The following is a 16,532-nucleotide window of genomic DNA, read 5'->3' as shown; positions in this document are numbered from 1 at the left end:
GGCAAAATAATGAATTTTGTTACCAGTACGCGCGCGCGAGGAAAAACAGAGATTAAAGCGAGGAAAGACAATGCAACATCAAATTATTGCACTACTAAAACAACAACCCTATACCAACCAACAACAAGAGAGCATTCACGGCATAGACGCAAGAAATTTACATCAAGCCTTAGGCGTGGGGCGTGATTTTTCTAACTGGATAAAAGCCCGTATTAAGCAGGCTGATTTTATTAATGGTTTAGATTTTATTGTTGTTGAAAATTTGAGCTCACCAAAACGGGCGAGCGCAAATAATGAGCAATACACTAAAGCCAGACCACAAAAGCAAATTGATTACATCATTAGCTTAGATATGGCGAAACATTTATGCTTAATGGAAAAAAGCCCCGTAGGTAAAGCAATCCGCCAGCACTTTATCGAGTCAGAAAAACAATTAGCCACCATAGCCCCTAAAGTTTACCGTAAGCAGATAGCCCAAACACAAATCAGACTCGCCACCATTGACAATAATCAGCGATTAACTGATGAGCTAAAAGCCTATTTAATCCGCCAAGGTAAGCCCATTAAAGCCCATTACTTTATGAATGAAAACAGTATGCTAGATAGCCTTGTATTAGGGCAAAGCCTTAACCAATGGCGAAAAGAGCAAGGTATTCAAGGAAATATAAGGGAATGTTTTACGCCACAGCAATTAGCCACGCTTAGCCAACTACAAGAAACGGATATCGCCTTAATTCGCCTTGATATGAATTATCAGAAACGGAAAGGCTGGCTATTGACATTAGCAAAGCGAGAAACGCCCCACCATTAAGCCAATAAACAAAGGGCATTGAACTTGTCAAAACTTGTCATCTAAATGTTGATATTTATTGACAAGATAATAGAAAAATAGCGGATTTTGTTAGCAAAATATCAAGATTTTGCAGATTTTGCAGTCCTTAAAAAAGGGAGTAAAAATTTTTCACGACTGGATTTTCTCCACGTATGAACTTTTTTCATAAGTGAATGTTTAACGACGGCTAAAAATAACCGTCCATTTGCTCAATTTGAGCAGACGGCAAGCCAAAAAAAAAGAGTATCTCAAAACGAGATACCCGCTTATCTAACATATAGGAATGAATTATGAAACCTAGCAATAATACCACAATTTACACAAAAAAGGCTTTACAACAAAACGGTTTTAAGGCTATATTACTCACGCAATCGCAAAAAACGATTGCCGAGCCTGAGAACTCGAACGATAAACTTGTGGCGAACAGCACGCCAAAAGAAAAACGTGCTTTTTTTGTTCGTGATTTTCGCACACCTAAAGAAAACAACCGATCCAATTTTGGATTGGTAGCATATCATTCTATGATGGCGTATAGTGGGCAATCCTTAGCGATTGGCTGTTTTCCTGTAAAGGCAGTTTCTCACCCTGCTATACGCTATCGCCAAACCGTGAGAAGTTTAGCGATAGCCTTTGATAATTTATTTACAGGACTATTAGCAATGAAAACTTTCACAAAACTAACCGCACTTTTTACCCCTATTGCCTTAACTCAAACCGTAAAAGGGGGGATTTATGCGTAATTTAAACCAAAACACACAAACCACCACATTAACCGCTGAAGAAGTCAAAACCTTAAAAGACGCACGCCAAGCCCTATGGCAAGCCTATGCCATTATTAACATAATGAGCCAATCTAATTATGATGAGCCAATGGATTACGCCATAGCCCTTGAGGGCGTAAGCAAACTTATGCGTGATAATCTATGCCATTTAAGCGATATGAATATTTAAGGGGGCAATAATGGATAAAGATAGATTACTTGCCCTACTAGACCGCATTGCCTTTGAAGAACAATGCTTACGCAATCAAATTATCGTCATTGCGGGCAAACCTGAAACTATTCAAGATGACATATTAAAGCATCAAATTACGGTAGCTTTATGGCATAGTGGCGAAGTAAAAGGCTTGATTAATTTGGCTAAAAAGGTGGTGGAATATGGCGAATAAATTAACCAATGCCCCTAATTTGAGCGAAGTGGCGAAACGTAATGAACCCCTAACCGAGCTTTATATTTTGGTGGGAGCGAATGCGTGGGCGTTTTACCGCCAAAATGCCAAAGACAAAGCCACCAACGGGCAAGGCTTAGACTGGCAAATCTTTTTAGATAGCGTGGACGGACAAAACCCAAACCGCTATGACAGCTTGCCGATTGTGTTAGGGCAACACCAAATCAATCAATTAGAGGGCGTGAAAATCGCCCCTAAAGGCTATCAAATCGCCACGCTAGTTTACACCGAGCCTAACCCCTTAACCCAAAGCCAAATCGCCACATTATGCGTAAATTTAGCCCAAAATAGCGATATTCAACGGCTGGCCATCGTGAATAATATCGGTGAACGGTTAGAAGATTTAACGGATTATTTGGCAAGGATTAGACAAGGCGACAGCGTGGCGGAAGTGGTGGCTAAAAACGCCATAGAGCCGACAAAAACACAAAACAGGGATAATCTATTACCTTACATAGAAAAACGCACAGAGGGCGGGAAAAGTGGCTTATATCGCATTATTCCAAAACACGACAGGGAAACAGGGGAAATCACTGAACAAATAAAATGGCTTTCCGATGTGGTGGAAGTTATAGGCATAGGACGCAGTGAAAGCGAAAGCTATATTGTAATGCAATGGCAATTAGAGGGAAGTCAAGACAAAGTGATCGAGGCGTTACCGTTAGGCGATATTGGCGAGCGTGAGGGCTGGCGAACTTTAAAAAACAGAGGGTTAAAGGTTACCACAAATACCGCCTTAAAAAACGAGCTAGCGGATTATTTACAGAATGCGGGCGATCGTAGTTTATGGACAATTACCAACGCTACAGGCTGGCAAAATGGGGCTTATTTATTGCCTAATGGTGAAGTTGTGGGCGAACCGTCCACCCCCGTATTATTTCGCTCACAATCCGCAGGCTTTCAAGGCTATCACATTAAAGGCACAGTAGAGAGCTGGCAACAAGAAATAGCCCAATATATTAAGGGGAATTCTTCAATGATGTTAGGTGTAGCGGTGGCATTATCTGCCCCTTTAATTCATTTTTTAGATGCCGAAAGTTTTGGCGTCCATTTATTTGGCGGATCGACTTCTGGGAAAACCACCACCGCTAATATAGCGAGTAGCCTTTATGGACACCCTGAAATGACCCGAGTAAGCTGGAACGCCACAGCGTTAGGACTAACAAATGAAGCTGCCGCACGTAATGACGGCTTTTTAGTGATGGACGAAATAGGGCAAGGCATTAATAAAAAATACATTGAACAAACGGCTTACGCTTTATTTAATGGTATAGGCAAAGTACAAGGGGCAAAAGAGGGCGGAAACCGAGAGCTACAACGCTGGCGAATTATGGCATTTTCTACTGGTGAAATTGATTTAGAGGGCTATTTATCACAAGCAGGCATAAAAACTAACGCAGGGCAGTTAGTGCGGTTATTGAATGTGCCTATTACCCCAGCAACACAATTTTATCAATTTAACGAGGGGAAAGCCCATGCGGATCATCTCAACCAAGCCAGCAAGTCCCATTATGGTGCAGTTGGCAGGGCGTGGATTAAATGGATAATTGAGCATAAAGACGATATTGCAACCGCTTATCAAGGGATAAAAGAAAAATGGTTAGCAAGATTACCACAAGGGGCAAGCTCGCAAGTAATGCGAGTGGCTGGACGTTTTGCCGTATTAGAAACCGCATTACAATTAGCCCAACACCTTACACAGTGGACAGAAACCGAAAACGCAGAAGCCTTATTACATTGCTTTAATGAATGGATCAACGTATTTGGCTTACATAGCAGGGAAGAAAAGCAAGTTATTGACCAAGTCAATGGCTGGCTATTAGCCAATGCGGAAAGCCGTTTTATTTCATACCCTTTTCAAGATGAAAGGGCTATCCATAACATAGCAGGCTATAGAATGTTAATTACAGGCGATAACAAGAAAGAGCATTATTATGTTTACCCACTCGCCTTTGAAGAGGTGATTAAGGGCAACCCAAAAGAACAAGCCTGCCGAATATTATCAGATAAAGGAATGCTAATGAAAGGAAAGGAAAACGGCTATAAATACATGGTAAAACTACCGCACAGAATAGATAGTAAGCGGACAAGGTGCTATATGCTATTCCCAATTATTGAAGATGAAGAAGAATAGTTTTTGATAGGTTACAGCGATTAATAAAAATAGCCAACGGAGTAAAATCGGTTGGCTTTTTTGTTGGTATTAACTAACTAAAAATCTTTCCGTGTAGAGAGTATTTTTTTATAGGACAATTAGGACAATAAAAAATACGATTATAATAATATCAATAATTTATATAAAAAATAGGTTAATAGATAACCAAAAATTGTCCTATTTTAGGGTCATTTTGTCCTATTTTAAGCCCTTTTTGTCCTATTTTTAGGGGTTTTTGTCCTACTCAAAAAATAACCAATTTGGATTTTGTCCTAAAAAATTGTCCTATTGTCCTATTTTGTCCTAAGCGAATAGGACAATTTTAGGGGGCTTGAACCCTTGATATTACTGAAATTGTCCTATTGTCCTAATTGTCCTATGATTTTTTGCTAATTTATATAAAAAAGTTTTTTTGTATTTTTTCGTGGTGGATTTTGTAATAGGTAAAACCTTTTTAAAAAGATTGTTTTTCCTTATTTCTAGTTAAACACTAAAAGCACCATAATGATTTTTGTTTTTAGCCAATACGCAAAAAGGTACTCCCAAGGGGGTACCCTTATTCCACGGGGTTGGGGCTCGCGGTTTTTGGCAGTTTTTTGCTTTTCTAGCCATCATCATCATTGGCTTGTTTAAGCGTATTTTGGGGCTGAATATGCTTATTTTATTGGCTTTTGCTTGTTTGAAGTGGTGGAAAAAGATGATGGTAGATGTTGATGAAATAGAAAACCAGACGCAACGCCGTGAATAAGTTTTTAATCCTTGAATATTTCTTAAAGCAGAATTTTTAGAACAAGAAATCACATTAGTGGATAACAATGGCGTAGCTTAAAAAGACGGGGAAGATATACCGCAACCGACATCCATTGAGAACCATATTCATAATGAAGATTATGCGGGGCTAACTTGGGGGATTGTTGATGTTGATTTAAGCCATTTAATGGGAAAAGCTGAAAAAATTAATATCACTTTGCCGTCATTATTATTGCAACATATTGATAAGTTTGTGGCGACTCACCCTGAATATAAAAACCGCAGTAATTTTCTTGCGAAATTAGCGACAGATAAGGTGTTTCAGCAAACCGCACAATAAAATATTAATGCCTTGAGTTTTCAAGGCTTTTTTATGGTAACTACCGCAGAATAAGGTATTCAAGAACTTAGTAAAACTTAAGGTTTATATTGAGAGAAAGCCAATAAAGATAGATAAAGAGCTGAAAAGGGTCCGATTAGGGTCCGTATTGATGAGTTAGCTTATAATTTATAGCAATACCTATTCAACTTCTGCCAATGGTGGAAGTTAGAAAAATATAGGCAGTTTAACCCTGATCCAATAAAGCTATTTTTAAGCCTAAAGCCTGATATATCAATGGTTAAGGCGTTGATCCAATATAGCAACTTTCCCCAAGTGGACAATCCCTATTTGGGGAAATAAATTCAGTTGTGGTGATATGACCACGAAAGCCAAGAATACACCAATGACATACCCCTATTCTATTAGCTAGGGTTGGCAACTGTGTACTTATGTACACGGTTAGCAGTTATGTACATATGTACACAACTAAATCAACTATTTCCATTTTGGAAATAACCACTTTTCAACATTAAGCCTTAAAAGCTAACTGTTTTGATACCGAAACGGTTAAATCCATTGTTGAATAAATCCATTTATGGTTTATTATTCTAGGAAATATTACTAGCCATACCATTCAAAAAAGCCACCATTAACAAGATGACTTTTAATTTTAACTATACGAATGACTATACGAATGACTATACGAATGACTATACGGTGCTAAGTTGGTAAATATAAAATTGTTATAAATCAATATGTTAAATCTAAAGATCGAGTCCAGCTAGTCCCTTGAAAATACTAGATTGAACGCTTTTTAACTACGTTATTATTACATTTTAATACACCATTAACTATAAATTTTCTTATAGGTGCCATGTGTTGCAATATTTATTTAAGGAAATTTGAGAGAATATTTTTGACAAAATATTCATTGTCTGTTACAACCAAGGGTATGTATGGCTAACAGGAGGATAAAATGGAAATATTATTTATTCTTGGTATATTATTTGCCTTACCTATTATATTGGTTGTTGCATTTTCATTTATTCTTATTCATTGGTTTAGCAGTCTATTACCAACGCTTATTTTAGCGGGCGTATTGACGTTTATTACCTTAGCTTTATTAGGAGGCTTATTGGTTTTACCCTTTAAACCTGTTATCGCTAAATATAAACGCCCTATTGAACTCTTTTTTAATGGCATAACACTTTTATTATTTGGTCCATTAATTTTGTTTTTAGTGATTAGCTTAGTTGCTTTTCCCTTTGTGATGTTATTTAGTTTATCTGATACGCCGATACTCTGGCTTGTCGTCATATTGGCATATATTTTGATTAATGTGATTTATCATAATCGTCATAAATTATGGCAATAGTGATTTAGCCAAACAGTGAAAAAAGGTAAAAATGTGATGCTTGGTTTTTTGTTAGTACTCATTGCGTTACCATTTCTATTGGTTATTATTTTTGCAATGTTTTATGTGGCGTCTGTTTTAGTTTTGTTGGTATTGGCATTAGCATTTCGTTTTTGGTATATCACACTAGCCATTATGGGCATACTTTTAGCACCTTTGGTTTATTTGAATAATTGGTTAGGCTATTTGATAATTATTCTTTGCATTATTTTGGTGATTTTTTGGTTTATTCCATTAACTGAGGAGCAAAAGGCAGAGATAGAAAAAGCCAAATTAATTCATAACCAATATTTTTCAAAGCTCAAGAAGTGAAGTGCAGTGGTTTATTTTGAGTTGTGAATAAAAAAGGGAAAATTATAGATTTTCCCTTTATTTTGTGAATGATCTTGGTTAATGTGTTTGCCAATGCCCGTTGACCGCTGTTCCTATAATATCAAATTTATGATTGAATACCGTCAAGTTTGCGATCTTACCTGCTTCTATGGAACCTAAGCGATCGTCAACACCAATGGCTTTCGCGGGGTAAAGGTTGCACATTCTTAAGGTTTCATCTAATGGAACGCCAACCTGTTCTACCATATTTTTAACTGATTCAATCATTGTTACAGAAGAGCCACCTAATGTGCCGTTATCATCATAGCATTTGCCATTACGTACATGGACAGTTTTCCCTTCAAAAATAAAAGAATCAATATTTGCTCCAGCGGCAGCAGTGGCGTCAGTTACTAAGCACAATTTATCGCCTTTTATTTTCTTGGCAATACGCACATTGCCATAGTCAACATGTAATCCATCAACAATAATGCCAGTGTAAATATCAGAGTCAAGCACTGCACCGACCACGCCCATTGCTCGTCCTGAACTGATTGGCGACATTGCATTATGTAAATGTGTGGCAAAGCTCGCTCCTTTGGCAATAGCTTGTTGAGCAACTTCATAGCTTGCATTAGAATGCCCTAATGAAACAATAATGCCAGCATTGATAAAATCTTCAATATAATTGGCTGTTGGATTTTCCGCAGCAAGGGTAATTTTGCTAATCACATCGCCATTTTGACAAAGGAAATCTTTCATCTCTGGGGAGATGGCACGAATATATTCTTCTCGATGCACCCCTTTTTTCTCGACACTTAAATAAGGTCCTTCTAAATGTAAGCCTAATGCCTGATTTTCGTACTTCGCTAAATATTCTCGCATAATTTGCACCGCACTTTTTATGCCTTCATCTGGTGCGGTAATAAAGGTTGGTAAATAACTGGTTGTACCTGAACGCAAATTGGTTTGTTGCATAATCTCTAAGGTTTTTACTGAAATATCATCATTAAACATTACGCCTCCGCAACCATTTAACTGTAAATCAATAAATCCAGCTGTGATATTATTTCCTTGTAAATCTATGCGTTCAATATCATTGGACAGCTCAGCTTCAGGGATAACCGCTTGAATAATTTTATTATTGACGACCACAGCATAACCATAAAGCACCGCTTTTCCACTATAAACGACACCATTAACAAATGCGTACATTATTTTTCTCCTTCTAAAACACTATGAATAGCACGAGCTTCTAATTCAGTGAAATATTTCACTGTTTTCACTTTTAGCTCTTGCATTGCGGGTTCATCAGCCACAAAAATAGCATGACGATGTAATTGTAAGGCACTAATTGTCCATAAATGATTAATACAACCCTCAACGCCCGCTTGTAACGCTAAAGCCTTGTTATGCCCTGTTACTAATAACATCACTTCTTGCGCATCTAATAATGTCCCCACACCCACCGTTAATGCATACTTAGGCACTTTGTTCACATCATTATCAAAAAAGCGAGAGTTTGCAATTAATGTATCTTGAGTTAAGGTTTTAATTCTTGTGCGTGAACTTAATGAAGAACCGGGTTCATTAAAGGCAATATGCCCATCAATGCCCACACCGCCCATAAATAAATGGATTTTGCCGTAGGATTTAATTTTTTCTTCATAACGGCGACATTCTTCATCATGATCAGGTGTATTGCCATCAAGTATATTGACATTTTCTGCTTGAATATCAATATGGTTAAAAAAGTTATTCCACATGAAGGAATGATAGCTTTCAGGGTGTTCTTTAGGCAACCCTACATATTCGTCCATATTAAAGGTAACCACATGCTTAAAACTTACCTCACCTTTCTGATACAGCGCAATGAGTTCTTTGTAAGTTTGTAATGGTGTTCCGCCTGTAGGTAAGCCTAAGACAAAAGGCTTTTCTGCACTGGGGGCAAATTGATTAATGCGATCGGCAATATAACGAGCAGCCCATTTACTCACCTGTTCTGCATTTTGTAATGGAATAAGACGCATAATTTTTTTTCCTCCATAAATTAAATATCATTTTTTAAAATTATACTTCAATATTATTATTATAAATAAAATTTCACTCCATTAACAATAAAATATTGTTATTCACTTAAGAAAAGTGATGTACATCACAAAACAAACAGAAGATATTTGCCAAGAAAGAAGTTAAATGATTATAATCAAGCTGAAATTGGAGTTTAATTTCATAATTTATAAAAAATATCACAAGGAGCAATTTATGCGTATTCTCACTTATTTACAACGCATAGGTACCGCACTTATGGTACCTGTTGCAGCATTACCAGCTGCGGCGATACTTATGGGTATAGGTTATTGGATCGATCCTGATGGTTGGGGAGCGAATAGCCAAGTTGCCGCGTTATTAATTCAATCCGGTGCGGCAATCATTGATAATATGGCATTACTCTTTGCTGTGGGTGTTGCCTTTGGTATGTCAAAAGATAAACATGGCTCGGCAGCACTTTCAGGCTTAGTTGGCTGGCTCGTAGTTACCACATTATTATCGCCGAATGTTATCGCACAACTTGAGGCGATCCCCGTAGATCAAGTTCCTGCCGCCTTTGGTAAAGTAAAGAACCAATTTGTTGGTATCTTAATTGGGGTAATTTCGGCAGAAATCTATAATCGTTTCTATCAAGTTGAATTACCAAAAGCCTTATCTTTCTTTAATGGTAAACGCCTTGTCCCTATTGTTGTGTCAGTAGTGATGATTTTTGTTTCCTTTGTATTAATTTACATTTGGCCTGTGATTTTCAACGCATTAGTGAGTTTCGGTGAGTCTATTACAGGTTTAGGTGCAGTGGGAGCAGGGATTTATGGTTTCCTTAACCGTTTATTGATTCCAGTTGGATTGCATCATGCCCTCAATTCCGTATTCTGGTTTGATGTAGCAGGTATCAATGATATTCCAAATTTCCTTGGTGGTGCAAAATCCTTAGCGGAAGGTACGGCAGTATTAGGTAAAACGGGTATGTATCAAGCAGGTTTCTTCCCAATTATGATGTTTGGTTTACCTGCCGCTGCGTTAGCCATTTACCACAGTGCCAAACCGGCGAAAAAAGCCGCCATTGGCTCAATTATGTTAGCTGCCGCTGTGTCTTCTTTCTTTACTGGCGTTACTGAACCTCTTGAGTTTGCCTTTATGTTTGTTGCCCCTGTTCTTTATGTAATTCACGCTTTACTCACAGGGATTTCATTATTTATCGCGGCAACGATGCATTGGATTGCTGGCTTTGGCTTTAGTGCGGGTCTCGTTGACTTAGTGCTTTCCGCTCAAAATCCATTGGCAACAAAATGGTATATGCTATTAGTGCAAGGTCTTGTATTTGCGGTAATTTACTACTTTATCTTCCGTTTCTGTATTAAAGCCTTTAATCTAAAAACCCCGGGTAGAGAAGATGAAGAAGATAATACTCAAGCGGTTTCTCATTCAGCACAACCTACTTCTCGTGAACAACGTGTTAATGAAATTATTGCGGCATTAGGTGGTAAACAAAATTTAAAAACTGTGGACGCTTGTATCACACGTTTACGTTTAACTTTGGTAGATCGCAGTAAAATTGATGAAAATTATCTTCGTCAATTAGGCTCAAAAGGCAATGTGAAAATTGGTGAAGATGGATTACAGGTTATTTTAGGGGCAGAGGCTGAATTAATTTCAGATCGTATTAAACAATTATTATAGGTCATCTCTCCCTTGATAACGCTATAAAATAGTGCGGTGGATTAGAAAATAATTTTAAAATTCACCGCACTTTGTTTTTGTCTTAAACTTTATCTCGCCTATAAATACTCCATTACATTGCTGTTTTTATCGCTCAATACCCATAGTATCCATTTATAACTAGACAACCTAGATTAATATTTCATCATATTCAGCCAAATAGTATTAACTGGATCACAAATATTCATTTTCCTTTTTGAATATTAAGGGTGTAAAGATTAGTATACACGCCGAAATAATAAAAACCTTATAAAAAATAGGAGTATGTATGTCTGTGTCAAAATCTTCCACTGGTTGGAATAAATTCGATGTTATTTGGATGTTAAACTTATTTGGTACTGCCGTTGGAGCAGGGGTGTTATTTTTGCCGATTAACGCAGGTATGGGCGGTTTTTGGCCATTGGTTATTATGGTTATTTTAGTAGGACCAATGACATATCTTGCTCATCGTGGGTTAGCTCGTTTTGTATTATCTTCAAGTAAACCGGGTAGCGATATAACAGAAGTCGTTGAAGAGCATTTTGGTAAAACAGCTGGTAAAGTGATTACTTTGCTTTATTTTTTTGCTATTTTTCCTATTTTACTTATTTATGGTAATGGTATTACTAATACGGTAGATTCTTTTATTACGCATCAATTAGCCTTACCCTCACCAAATCGAGCAATATTATCATTTATTTTAATTGCAGGGCTTATTTCAGTAATGTTGATGAATGAAAACGTTATGCTCAAGATTACTGAATTTTTAGTTTATCCGTTAGTGCTTATTTTGTTAGGGTTATCTCTTTATTTAATTCCGCATTGGAATAGCACAATGTTGAGTGAACTTCCTACGGCAGAAGCTTTTATAACTACATTATGGCTGACGATTCCCGTATTAGTTTTTTCGTTTAATCATTCGCCTGCTATTTCAGCGTTTTCACAATCTCAGTTACGGCAATATCAAGATCCTAAATTAACAGAACAATATGCTAGCCGAACCTTAAAAGGCACAGCGAGTATATTGCTGGCTTTTGTTATGTTTTTTGTTTTTAGTTGTGTATTAACTTTAACACCACAAGAATTGGCGTTAGCGAGAGAACAAAATATCAGCATATTATCTTTTTTAGCCAATAAATTTGATAATCCCTATATTTCTTATTTTGGACCATTAGTGGCATTTCTTGCGATTACAAGTTCATTTTTTGGACATTATCTTGGAGCAAAGGAAGGATTAGAAGGTTTGTTGTTAAAAATGCGACAATCTCAACAGCCGATAAATCGTAAAAAATTGCAATATATTACCGCACTTTTCTTTTTATTCTCACTATGGGGCGTTGCGATTATTAATCCAAGTATTTTAGGTTTGATTGAATCTCTCGGTGGACCGATTATTGCGATGATTTTATTTATTATGCCTATGTATGCTATTCGCAAAATTCCTGCTATGCAAGCTTATCAAGGAAAGCTAAGTAATGTTTTTGTTAGCATTATGGGAGTTATAGCGATTTCAGCAGTTGTTTATAACTTATTTTAATTTAATAAAAAATCGGTAAAATAGCCGCTCCAATAATCTGTGTAGCTTAATTGGCGTGGCAGATTTTATATAACAATAATGTGAGTATGTATGATTAGTGTGTTTGATATGTTTAAAGTGGGGATCGGTCCTTCCAGTTCACATACGGTTGGACCAATGAAAGCCGGAAAACAATTTATTGATGATTTAATTCATCAGCAACAGCTTGAACAAATTACTGAAATACAGGTTGATGTCTATGGTTCTTTGTCTATGACTGGACGAGGGCATAACACAGATATTGCCATTATTATGGGGTTAGCAGGCTATTTACCGCATAATGTGGATATTGAATTTATTCCGCATTTTATTGCCCAACTTAAACAAACTCGCCAATTACCTATTGCTGAAGGTAAAGCAACGGTAAAATTTGATTATGAACATAATCTGCAATTTCATCATCATTTTTTGCCATTGCATGAAAATGGTATGCGTATTAAGGCATTAATCCATAATGAAGTGATATATCAACAAACCTATTATTCTATCGGCGGAGGGTTTATTGTTGATGAAGCACATTTTGGTGAGCAACAAACGACACAAATTGACGTGCCTTATCCTTATCACAATGCACAAGAGGTCTTGAATTATTGTAATGATACAGCATTGTCTATTTCAAGTTTAATGCGACAAAATGAAATAGCTTTACATGGTAAATCAGCGTTGCAACAACATTTAAATTTAGTCTGGCAAACAATGAATGCTTGTATTGAGCATGGTCTAAATACTGAAGGCTTATTACCCGGTCCTTTAAAAGTTCCTCGTCGTGCAGCAGCGTTATATAGAATGCTTGAGGCTAATAATAATTTATCTAATGATCCTATGAAAGTAATTGATTGGGTGAATATGTATGCGTTAGCGGTCAATGAAGAAAATGCGGCGGGTGGACGGGTGGTAACAGCCCCTACTAATGGTGCTTGTGGTATTGTGCCAGCGGTTTTGGCTTATTATGGCAAGTTTATTGCCCCAATTACAGAAAATGTGATTGAACGCTATTTACTGACTTGTAGCTTTATTGGCTCTTTATACAAAATGAATGCCTCAATTTCAGGGGCGGAAGTGGGGTGCCAAGGTGAAGTAGGGGTTGCTTGTTCAATGGCAGCCGCTGGACTTACTGAAATTTTAGGCGGAAAACCCGAACAAGTTTGCATAGCGGCAGAAATTGCGATGGAACATAATCTTGGTTTAACCTGTGATCCTGTGGGTGGGCAAGTACAAGTGCCTTGTATAGAACGTAATGCTATTGCGGCGGTAAAAGCCATTAATGCTAGTCGTATGGCATTACGCCGTACAACCAGTCCAAGAGTAAGTTTAGACAAAGTGATTGAAACCATGTATGAAACCGGCAAAGATATGAACGCAAAATATCGTGAAACTTCACAAGGAGGATTAGCGATTAAAGTGATTTGCAATTAGTATAGTTGCGTCAATACCGCATTATTTTAAAGTGGAACGACTATATAATAGAAAAACAGACAGGCGAATAAAATTCGCCTATTGTCTTATTGTTTTGAATATAAGTTATTCTATGATTGGGATAATTTTAGTTGCTTGTGAGCCTTTATCGCCATGGGCAACTTCAAAATTAACTTTTTGTCCTGCTTTCAATGAGCGATAACCTTCCATTTCAATAACTGAATAGTGAGCAAAAATATCGGTATCCTTTCCCTCAGCAGAAATAAAACCAAATCCTTTGGCATTATTAAACCATTTTACTGTACCAACTTCCATAATGACCTCAATAATATTATTAAATCCGTTTGTAAAAAACACGATATAACAACATAACCGCTTTATAAAATATATTGTTTTATTATGTTAAATTTACAAAAGAATACTCAACTAATTTAATCTATAAAGCAAGGATTAAAAGTTAAAAATTTAACCTTGATCACAAAATTTTTAACATTTCGTTTAAAGTTAATACGAGTGACGGTCTGCGAGGGGGGTATGTTAGAGAAGGTGAGGTTAAAGATAATTTTATATTTAAGTATAGGAATTATGCTGGTTTCATTTTAAAATAGTCAAATTATAAGGGATTTTTAGGAAGTGGGAATGAAAGAAAATCATCAAATAGCGAATGTTGATTTGGTTAAGCAAATGAATAGTGCGGTGGTTTATCGTTTAATTGATCAACAAGGACCAATCTCGCGTATTCAGATTTCAGAACAAAGTCAATTAGCCCCCGCCAGTGTTACAAAAATTACACGTCATTTATTAGCACGCGGCTTAATTAAGGAAGTTGAGCAGCAACAATCTACGGGGGGGCGGCGCGCTACCTCTATTATTGCGGAACGAAAACATTTTCATACGTTATTAATTCAGTTGGGACGGGATACGATTACCTTTGCGGTTATGGATTTGGCGGCGATTAAGCATAAAAAATGGTCGCAAAAATTACCGCACTTGGAAGAGAATGCGGCGGCTCAAATTGTGCAGTTGGAGGCGATATTGTTTGAGCAAATAGAAAAATTTTTGCAAAATCAACCGCACTTTGCTGCAGAATTGATTGCTATTGGGATAACTCTATCGGGATTAGTGGATAGTCGTACTCAGCAGATTCAGGCGTTAATGAATATGCAGTTAGATGAACCTTGGGATTTAGTCCAACGTTTAGAGCAACGTTTTCATATTGCCTGTTTTATTGGACATGACGTGCGTAGTTTAGCATTAGCCGAACATTATTTTGGCGCAACTCAGGATTGTGATGATTCATTATTATTGCGTATTCATCGTGGTGTAGGGGCGGGTATTGTGATTAATCACGAAGTTTTTTCTGGGCATAAAAATAATGTGGGGGAGATTGGTCATATTCAAGTAGATCCTTTGGGCAGACGCTGTTTATGTGGCAATGTAGGTTGTCTAGAAACGGTGGTAAGTAATGTGGCGATTGAAGATAAAATGCAACAAATTCTTGAAGATGGTTATCAAAGCAAATGGTTGTCTTTGGAAAGCCATGATATTGAAACCATTTGTAAGGCAAGTAATCAGCAAGATAGTATTGCAACGGATTTAATTGAGTATGTTGGTGTGCAAATTGGGCGGGTTTTAGCCATGAGTGTGAATATGTTTAATCCTGAAAAAATTGTGCTTTCAGGGGAGATAACGCAAGCTAAAAATGTACTTTTTCCTGCGATTATCAAAACATTAGAGAGCCATGCTTTGCCGCAATTTGTGAAAGATATTCCTTTGGTTGCCTCAGAATTGGTTGATGAAGAGATTATTGGGGCATTTGCCTTAATTAAACAAGCATTATTAGATGGGCGGTTATTACGCCGTTTAATTGATCTTTAATGAAAAGATTAAAATAAAAATAATAACAGACGATGGAGATTTTATGCAAAAAACACAATATTATATTATTTTAAGCGTGGCTGGGTTGTTACGTTTACTGGGACATAGCGTTAAAATGTTAGGCTATATTTTTCATTTTTTCTTTCCGAAAAAACGCTTTTCCATTCCTGAGTTTAGCCCCGCTAAATTTTCCACTTCTCGCCCAAGTAAAATTAGCCGAATTGTTTGGCAAACCAATTATACGAATCAAGTTACTTTGCCTGTATATTGTAATTATTTATTAAATCGCTTATTAAGTTTAAGTTACGATTATCGTTATATGGGGACAGAACAACGGCAACAATATTTAAAACAATATGCCGATGAACGGACTTATCAGGCATATTGCAAGCTCACTGATGGGGCGGCTCAGGCGGATTTTTGGCGAGTTTTTACCCTATATCATCAAGGCGGTGTTTATCTTGATATGGACGCACATTTAGTATGGCGATTAGCGAAAATTGTTGGAGCTGACGATAATGAAGTCTTAATAACAAGGCGAGGATTATACACCAATTTTTTTCTTGCTTGTGCAAAGGGAAACCCTATTTTGCAGCAAACTTTGGATATTATTATTGATAATATAGAATGTAAACGTGTTGAGGGCGGCGTATTTTTTCTTACAGGTCCCGTAACCCTAAATCAAGCTGTAGAAGGAAAAAGCGTAAAGCAACGTCTTGATAAAATCACTTGTGTGCAAGGCACATTTACCAATGAATATTTTCAATATATGGATAAGAAACAAGGCAAATGGACACATGCTAAAAATGAAGACTTATTGAAGGATAATCATTTAGAATAATCTTTTGGTGAGAAAATAAAAAAGAAATCAAGATTGTTGTATAGTTTTAAAGCGGTGA

Annotated in this window: 17 protein-coding genes; 14 read left to right on the top strand and 3 right to left on the bottom strand. The window is 37.0% G+C overall.

The genetic code is table 11. From position 1 onward, the window contains the following. Positions 1 to 70 precede the first annotated feature (70 nt). The 9 genes from A6A20_RS01860 (at position 71) to A6A20_RS01820 (ending at position 7,013) form a co-directional block, all read left to right on the top strand. Positions 71 to 811: an antA/AntB antirepressor family protein gene (locus A6A20_RS01860; RefSeq protein ID WP_279571878.1), complete on the top strand. Its 741-nt coding sequence runs from the start codon at positions 71 to 73 to the stop codon at positions 809 to 811. A 311-nt stretch (positions 812 to 1,122) separates the two neighbouring features. Continuing rightward, positions 1,123 to 1,572: an ash family protein gene (locus tag A6A20_RS01855; RefSeq protein WP_279571877.1), complete on the top strand. Its 450-nt coding sequence runs from the start codon at positions 1,123 to 1,125 to the stop codon at positions 1,570 to 1,572. Further along, entirely contained in the window at positions 1,565 to 1,783 is a 219-nt protein-coding gene (locus A6A20_RS01850) for a hypothetical protein (RefSeq protein ID WP_279571876.1), read from the top strand. The genes A6A20_RS01855 and A6A20_RS01850 overlap by 8 nt, the downstream gene beginning before the upstream one ends. 10 nt (positions 1,784 to 1,793) lie before the next feature. Then, positions 1,794 to 2,000: a hypothetical protein gene (locus tag A6A20_RS01845; RefSeq protein ID WP_279571875.1), complete on the top strand. Its 207-nt coding sequence runs from the start codon at positions 1,794 to 1,796 to the stop codon at positions 1,998 to 2,000. Further along, positions 1,990 to 4,194: a DUF927 domain-containing protein gene (locus tag A6A20_RS01840; protein ID WP_279571874.1), complete on the top strand. Its 2,205-nt coding sequence runs from the start codon at positions 1,990 to 1,992 to the stop codon at positions 4,192 to 4,194. The genes A6A20_RS01845 and A6A20_RS01840 overlap by 11 nt, the downstream gene beginning before the upstream one ends. Before the next feature lie 532 nt (positions 4,195 to 4,726). Beyond that, on the top strand, positions 4,727 to 4,963 hold the full coding sequence (locus A6A20_RS01835) for a hypothetical protein (RefSeq protein ID WP_279571873.1): 237 nt from the start codon (positions 4,727 to 4,729) through the stop codon (positions 4,961 to 4,963). A gap of 96 nt (positions 4,964 to 5,059) precedes the next feature. Beyond that, positions 5,060 to 5,305: a type II toxin-antitoxin system HicB family antitoxin gene (locus A6A20_RS01830; protein ID WP_279573720.1), complete on the top strand. Its 246-nt coding sequence runs from the start codon at positions 5,060 to 5,062 to the stop codon at positions 5,303 to 5,305. 958 nt (positions 5,306 to 6,263) lie between these two features. Next, a complete protein-coding gene (locus A6A20_RS01825) occupies positions 6,264 to 6,662 on the top strand; it encodes a hypothetical protein (RefSeq protein ID WP_279571872.1) in 399 nt (132 codons plus the stop codon). A gap of 33 nt (positions 6,663 to 6,695) precedes the next feature. Further along, positions 6,696 to 7,013 carry a hypothetical protein gene (locus A6A20_RS01820; RefSeq protein ID WP_279571871.1) on the top strand — a complete coding sequence of 106 codons (318 nt, stop codon included), beginning with the start codon at positions 6,696 to 6,698 and terminating at the stop codon, positions 7,011 to 7,013. Between the two features lie 78 nt (positions 7,014 to 7,091). Here A6A20_RS01820 and nagA read toward each other — a convergent pair whose 3' ends face one another. Further along, positions 7,092 to 8,231 carry an N-acetylglucosamine-6-phosphate deacetylase gene (gene nagA / locus A6A20_RS01815; RefSeq protein WP_279573719.1) on the bottom strand — a complete coding sequence of 380 codons (1,140 nt, stop codon included), beginning with the start codon at positions 8,229 to 8,231 and terminating at the stop codon, positions 7,092 to 7,094. Then, positions 8,228 to 9,043 carry a glucosamine-6-phosphate deaminase gene (nagB, locus tag A6A20_RS01810; protein WP_279571870.1) on the bottom strand — a complete coding sequence of 272 codons (816 nt, stop codon included), beginning with the start codon at positions 9,041 to 9,043 and terminating at the stop codon, positions 8,228 to 8,230. Before nagB ends, nagA begins: the two co-directional genes overlap by 4 nt. A gap of 235 nt (positions 9,044 to 9,278) precedes the next feature. Here nagB and nagE point away from each other — a divergent pair, with 235 nt between their 5' ends. From nagE to A6A20_RS01795, 3 genes are all read left to right on the top strand, one after another. After that, positions 9,279 to 10,745, top strand: coding sequence for an N-acetylglucosamine-specific PTS transporter subunit IIBC (gene nagE / locus A6A20_RS01805; RefSeq protein ID WP_279571869.1), 1,467 nt, complete (start codon positions 9,279 to 9,281; stop codon positions 10,743 to 10,745). 307 nt (positions 10,746 to 11,052) lie between these two features. After that, entirely contained in the window at positions 11,053 to 12,300 is a 1,248-nt protein-coding gene (locus A6A20_RS01800) for a serine/threonine transporter (RefSeq protein WP_279571868.1), read from the top strand. A 90-nt stretch (positions 12,301 to 12,390) separates the two neighbouring features. After that, positions 12,391 to 13,755: an L-serine ammonia-lyase gene (locus tag A6A20_RS01795; protein ID WP_279571867.1), complete on the top strand. Its 1,365-nt coding sequence runs from the start codon at positions 12,391 to 12,393 to the stop codon at positions 13,753 to 13,755. Positions 13,756 to 13,860: 105 nt separating this feature from the next. On the opposite strand, the gene cspD is transcribed toward A6A20_RS01795, so the two are convergent. Continuing rightward, complete coding sequence (gene cspD, locus A6A20_RS01790) at positions 13,861 to 14,070, bottom strand: cold shock domain-containing protein CspD (RefSeq protein WP_279571866.1); 210 nt, start codon at positions 14,068 to 14,070, stop codon at positions 13,861 to 13,863. Positions 14,071 to 14,394: 324 nt separating this feature from the next. Between cspD and A6A20_RS01785 the strand changes: the two genes are divergently transcribed. Both A6A20_RS01785 and A6A20_RS01780 read left to right on the top strand, forming a co-directional pair. Further along, the gene (locus A6A20_RS01785; protein ID WP_279571865.1) at positions 14,395 to 15,633 is read left to right on the top strand and encodes an ROK family transcriptional regulator; all 1,239 of its coding nucleotides are present in this window, start codon (positions 14,395 to 14,397) and stop codon (positions 15,631 to 15,633) included. 43 nt (positions 15,634 to 15,676) lie between these two features. Beyond that, positions 15,677 to 16,474, top strand: coding sequence for a glycosyltransferase family 32 protein (locus A6A20_RS01780; protein ID WP_279571864.1), 798 nt, complete (start codon positions 15,677 to 15,679; stop codon positions 16,472 to 16,474). The last annotated feature ends 58 nt before the right edge of the window (positions 16,475 to 16,532 follow it).

It is taken from the genome of Volucribacter amazonae (assembly GCF_029783845.1).
Taxonomy (GTDB): Bacteria; Pseudomonadota; Gammaproteobacteria; order Enterobacterales; family Pasteurellaceae; genus Volucribacter; species Volucribacter amazonae.
This window is presented reverse-complemented; position numbering and strand designations above follow the sequence as displayed.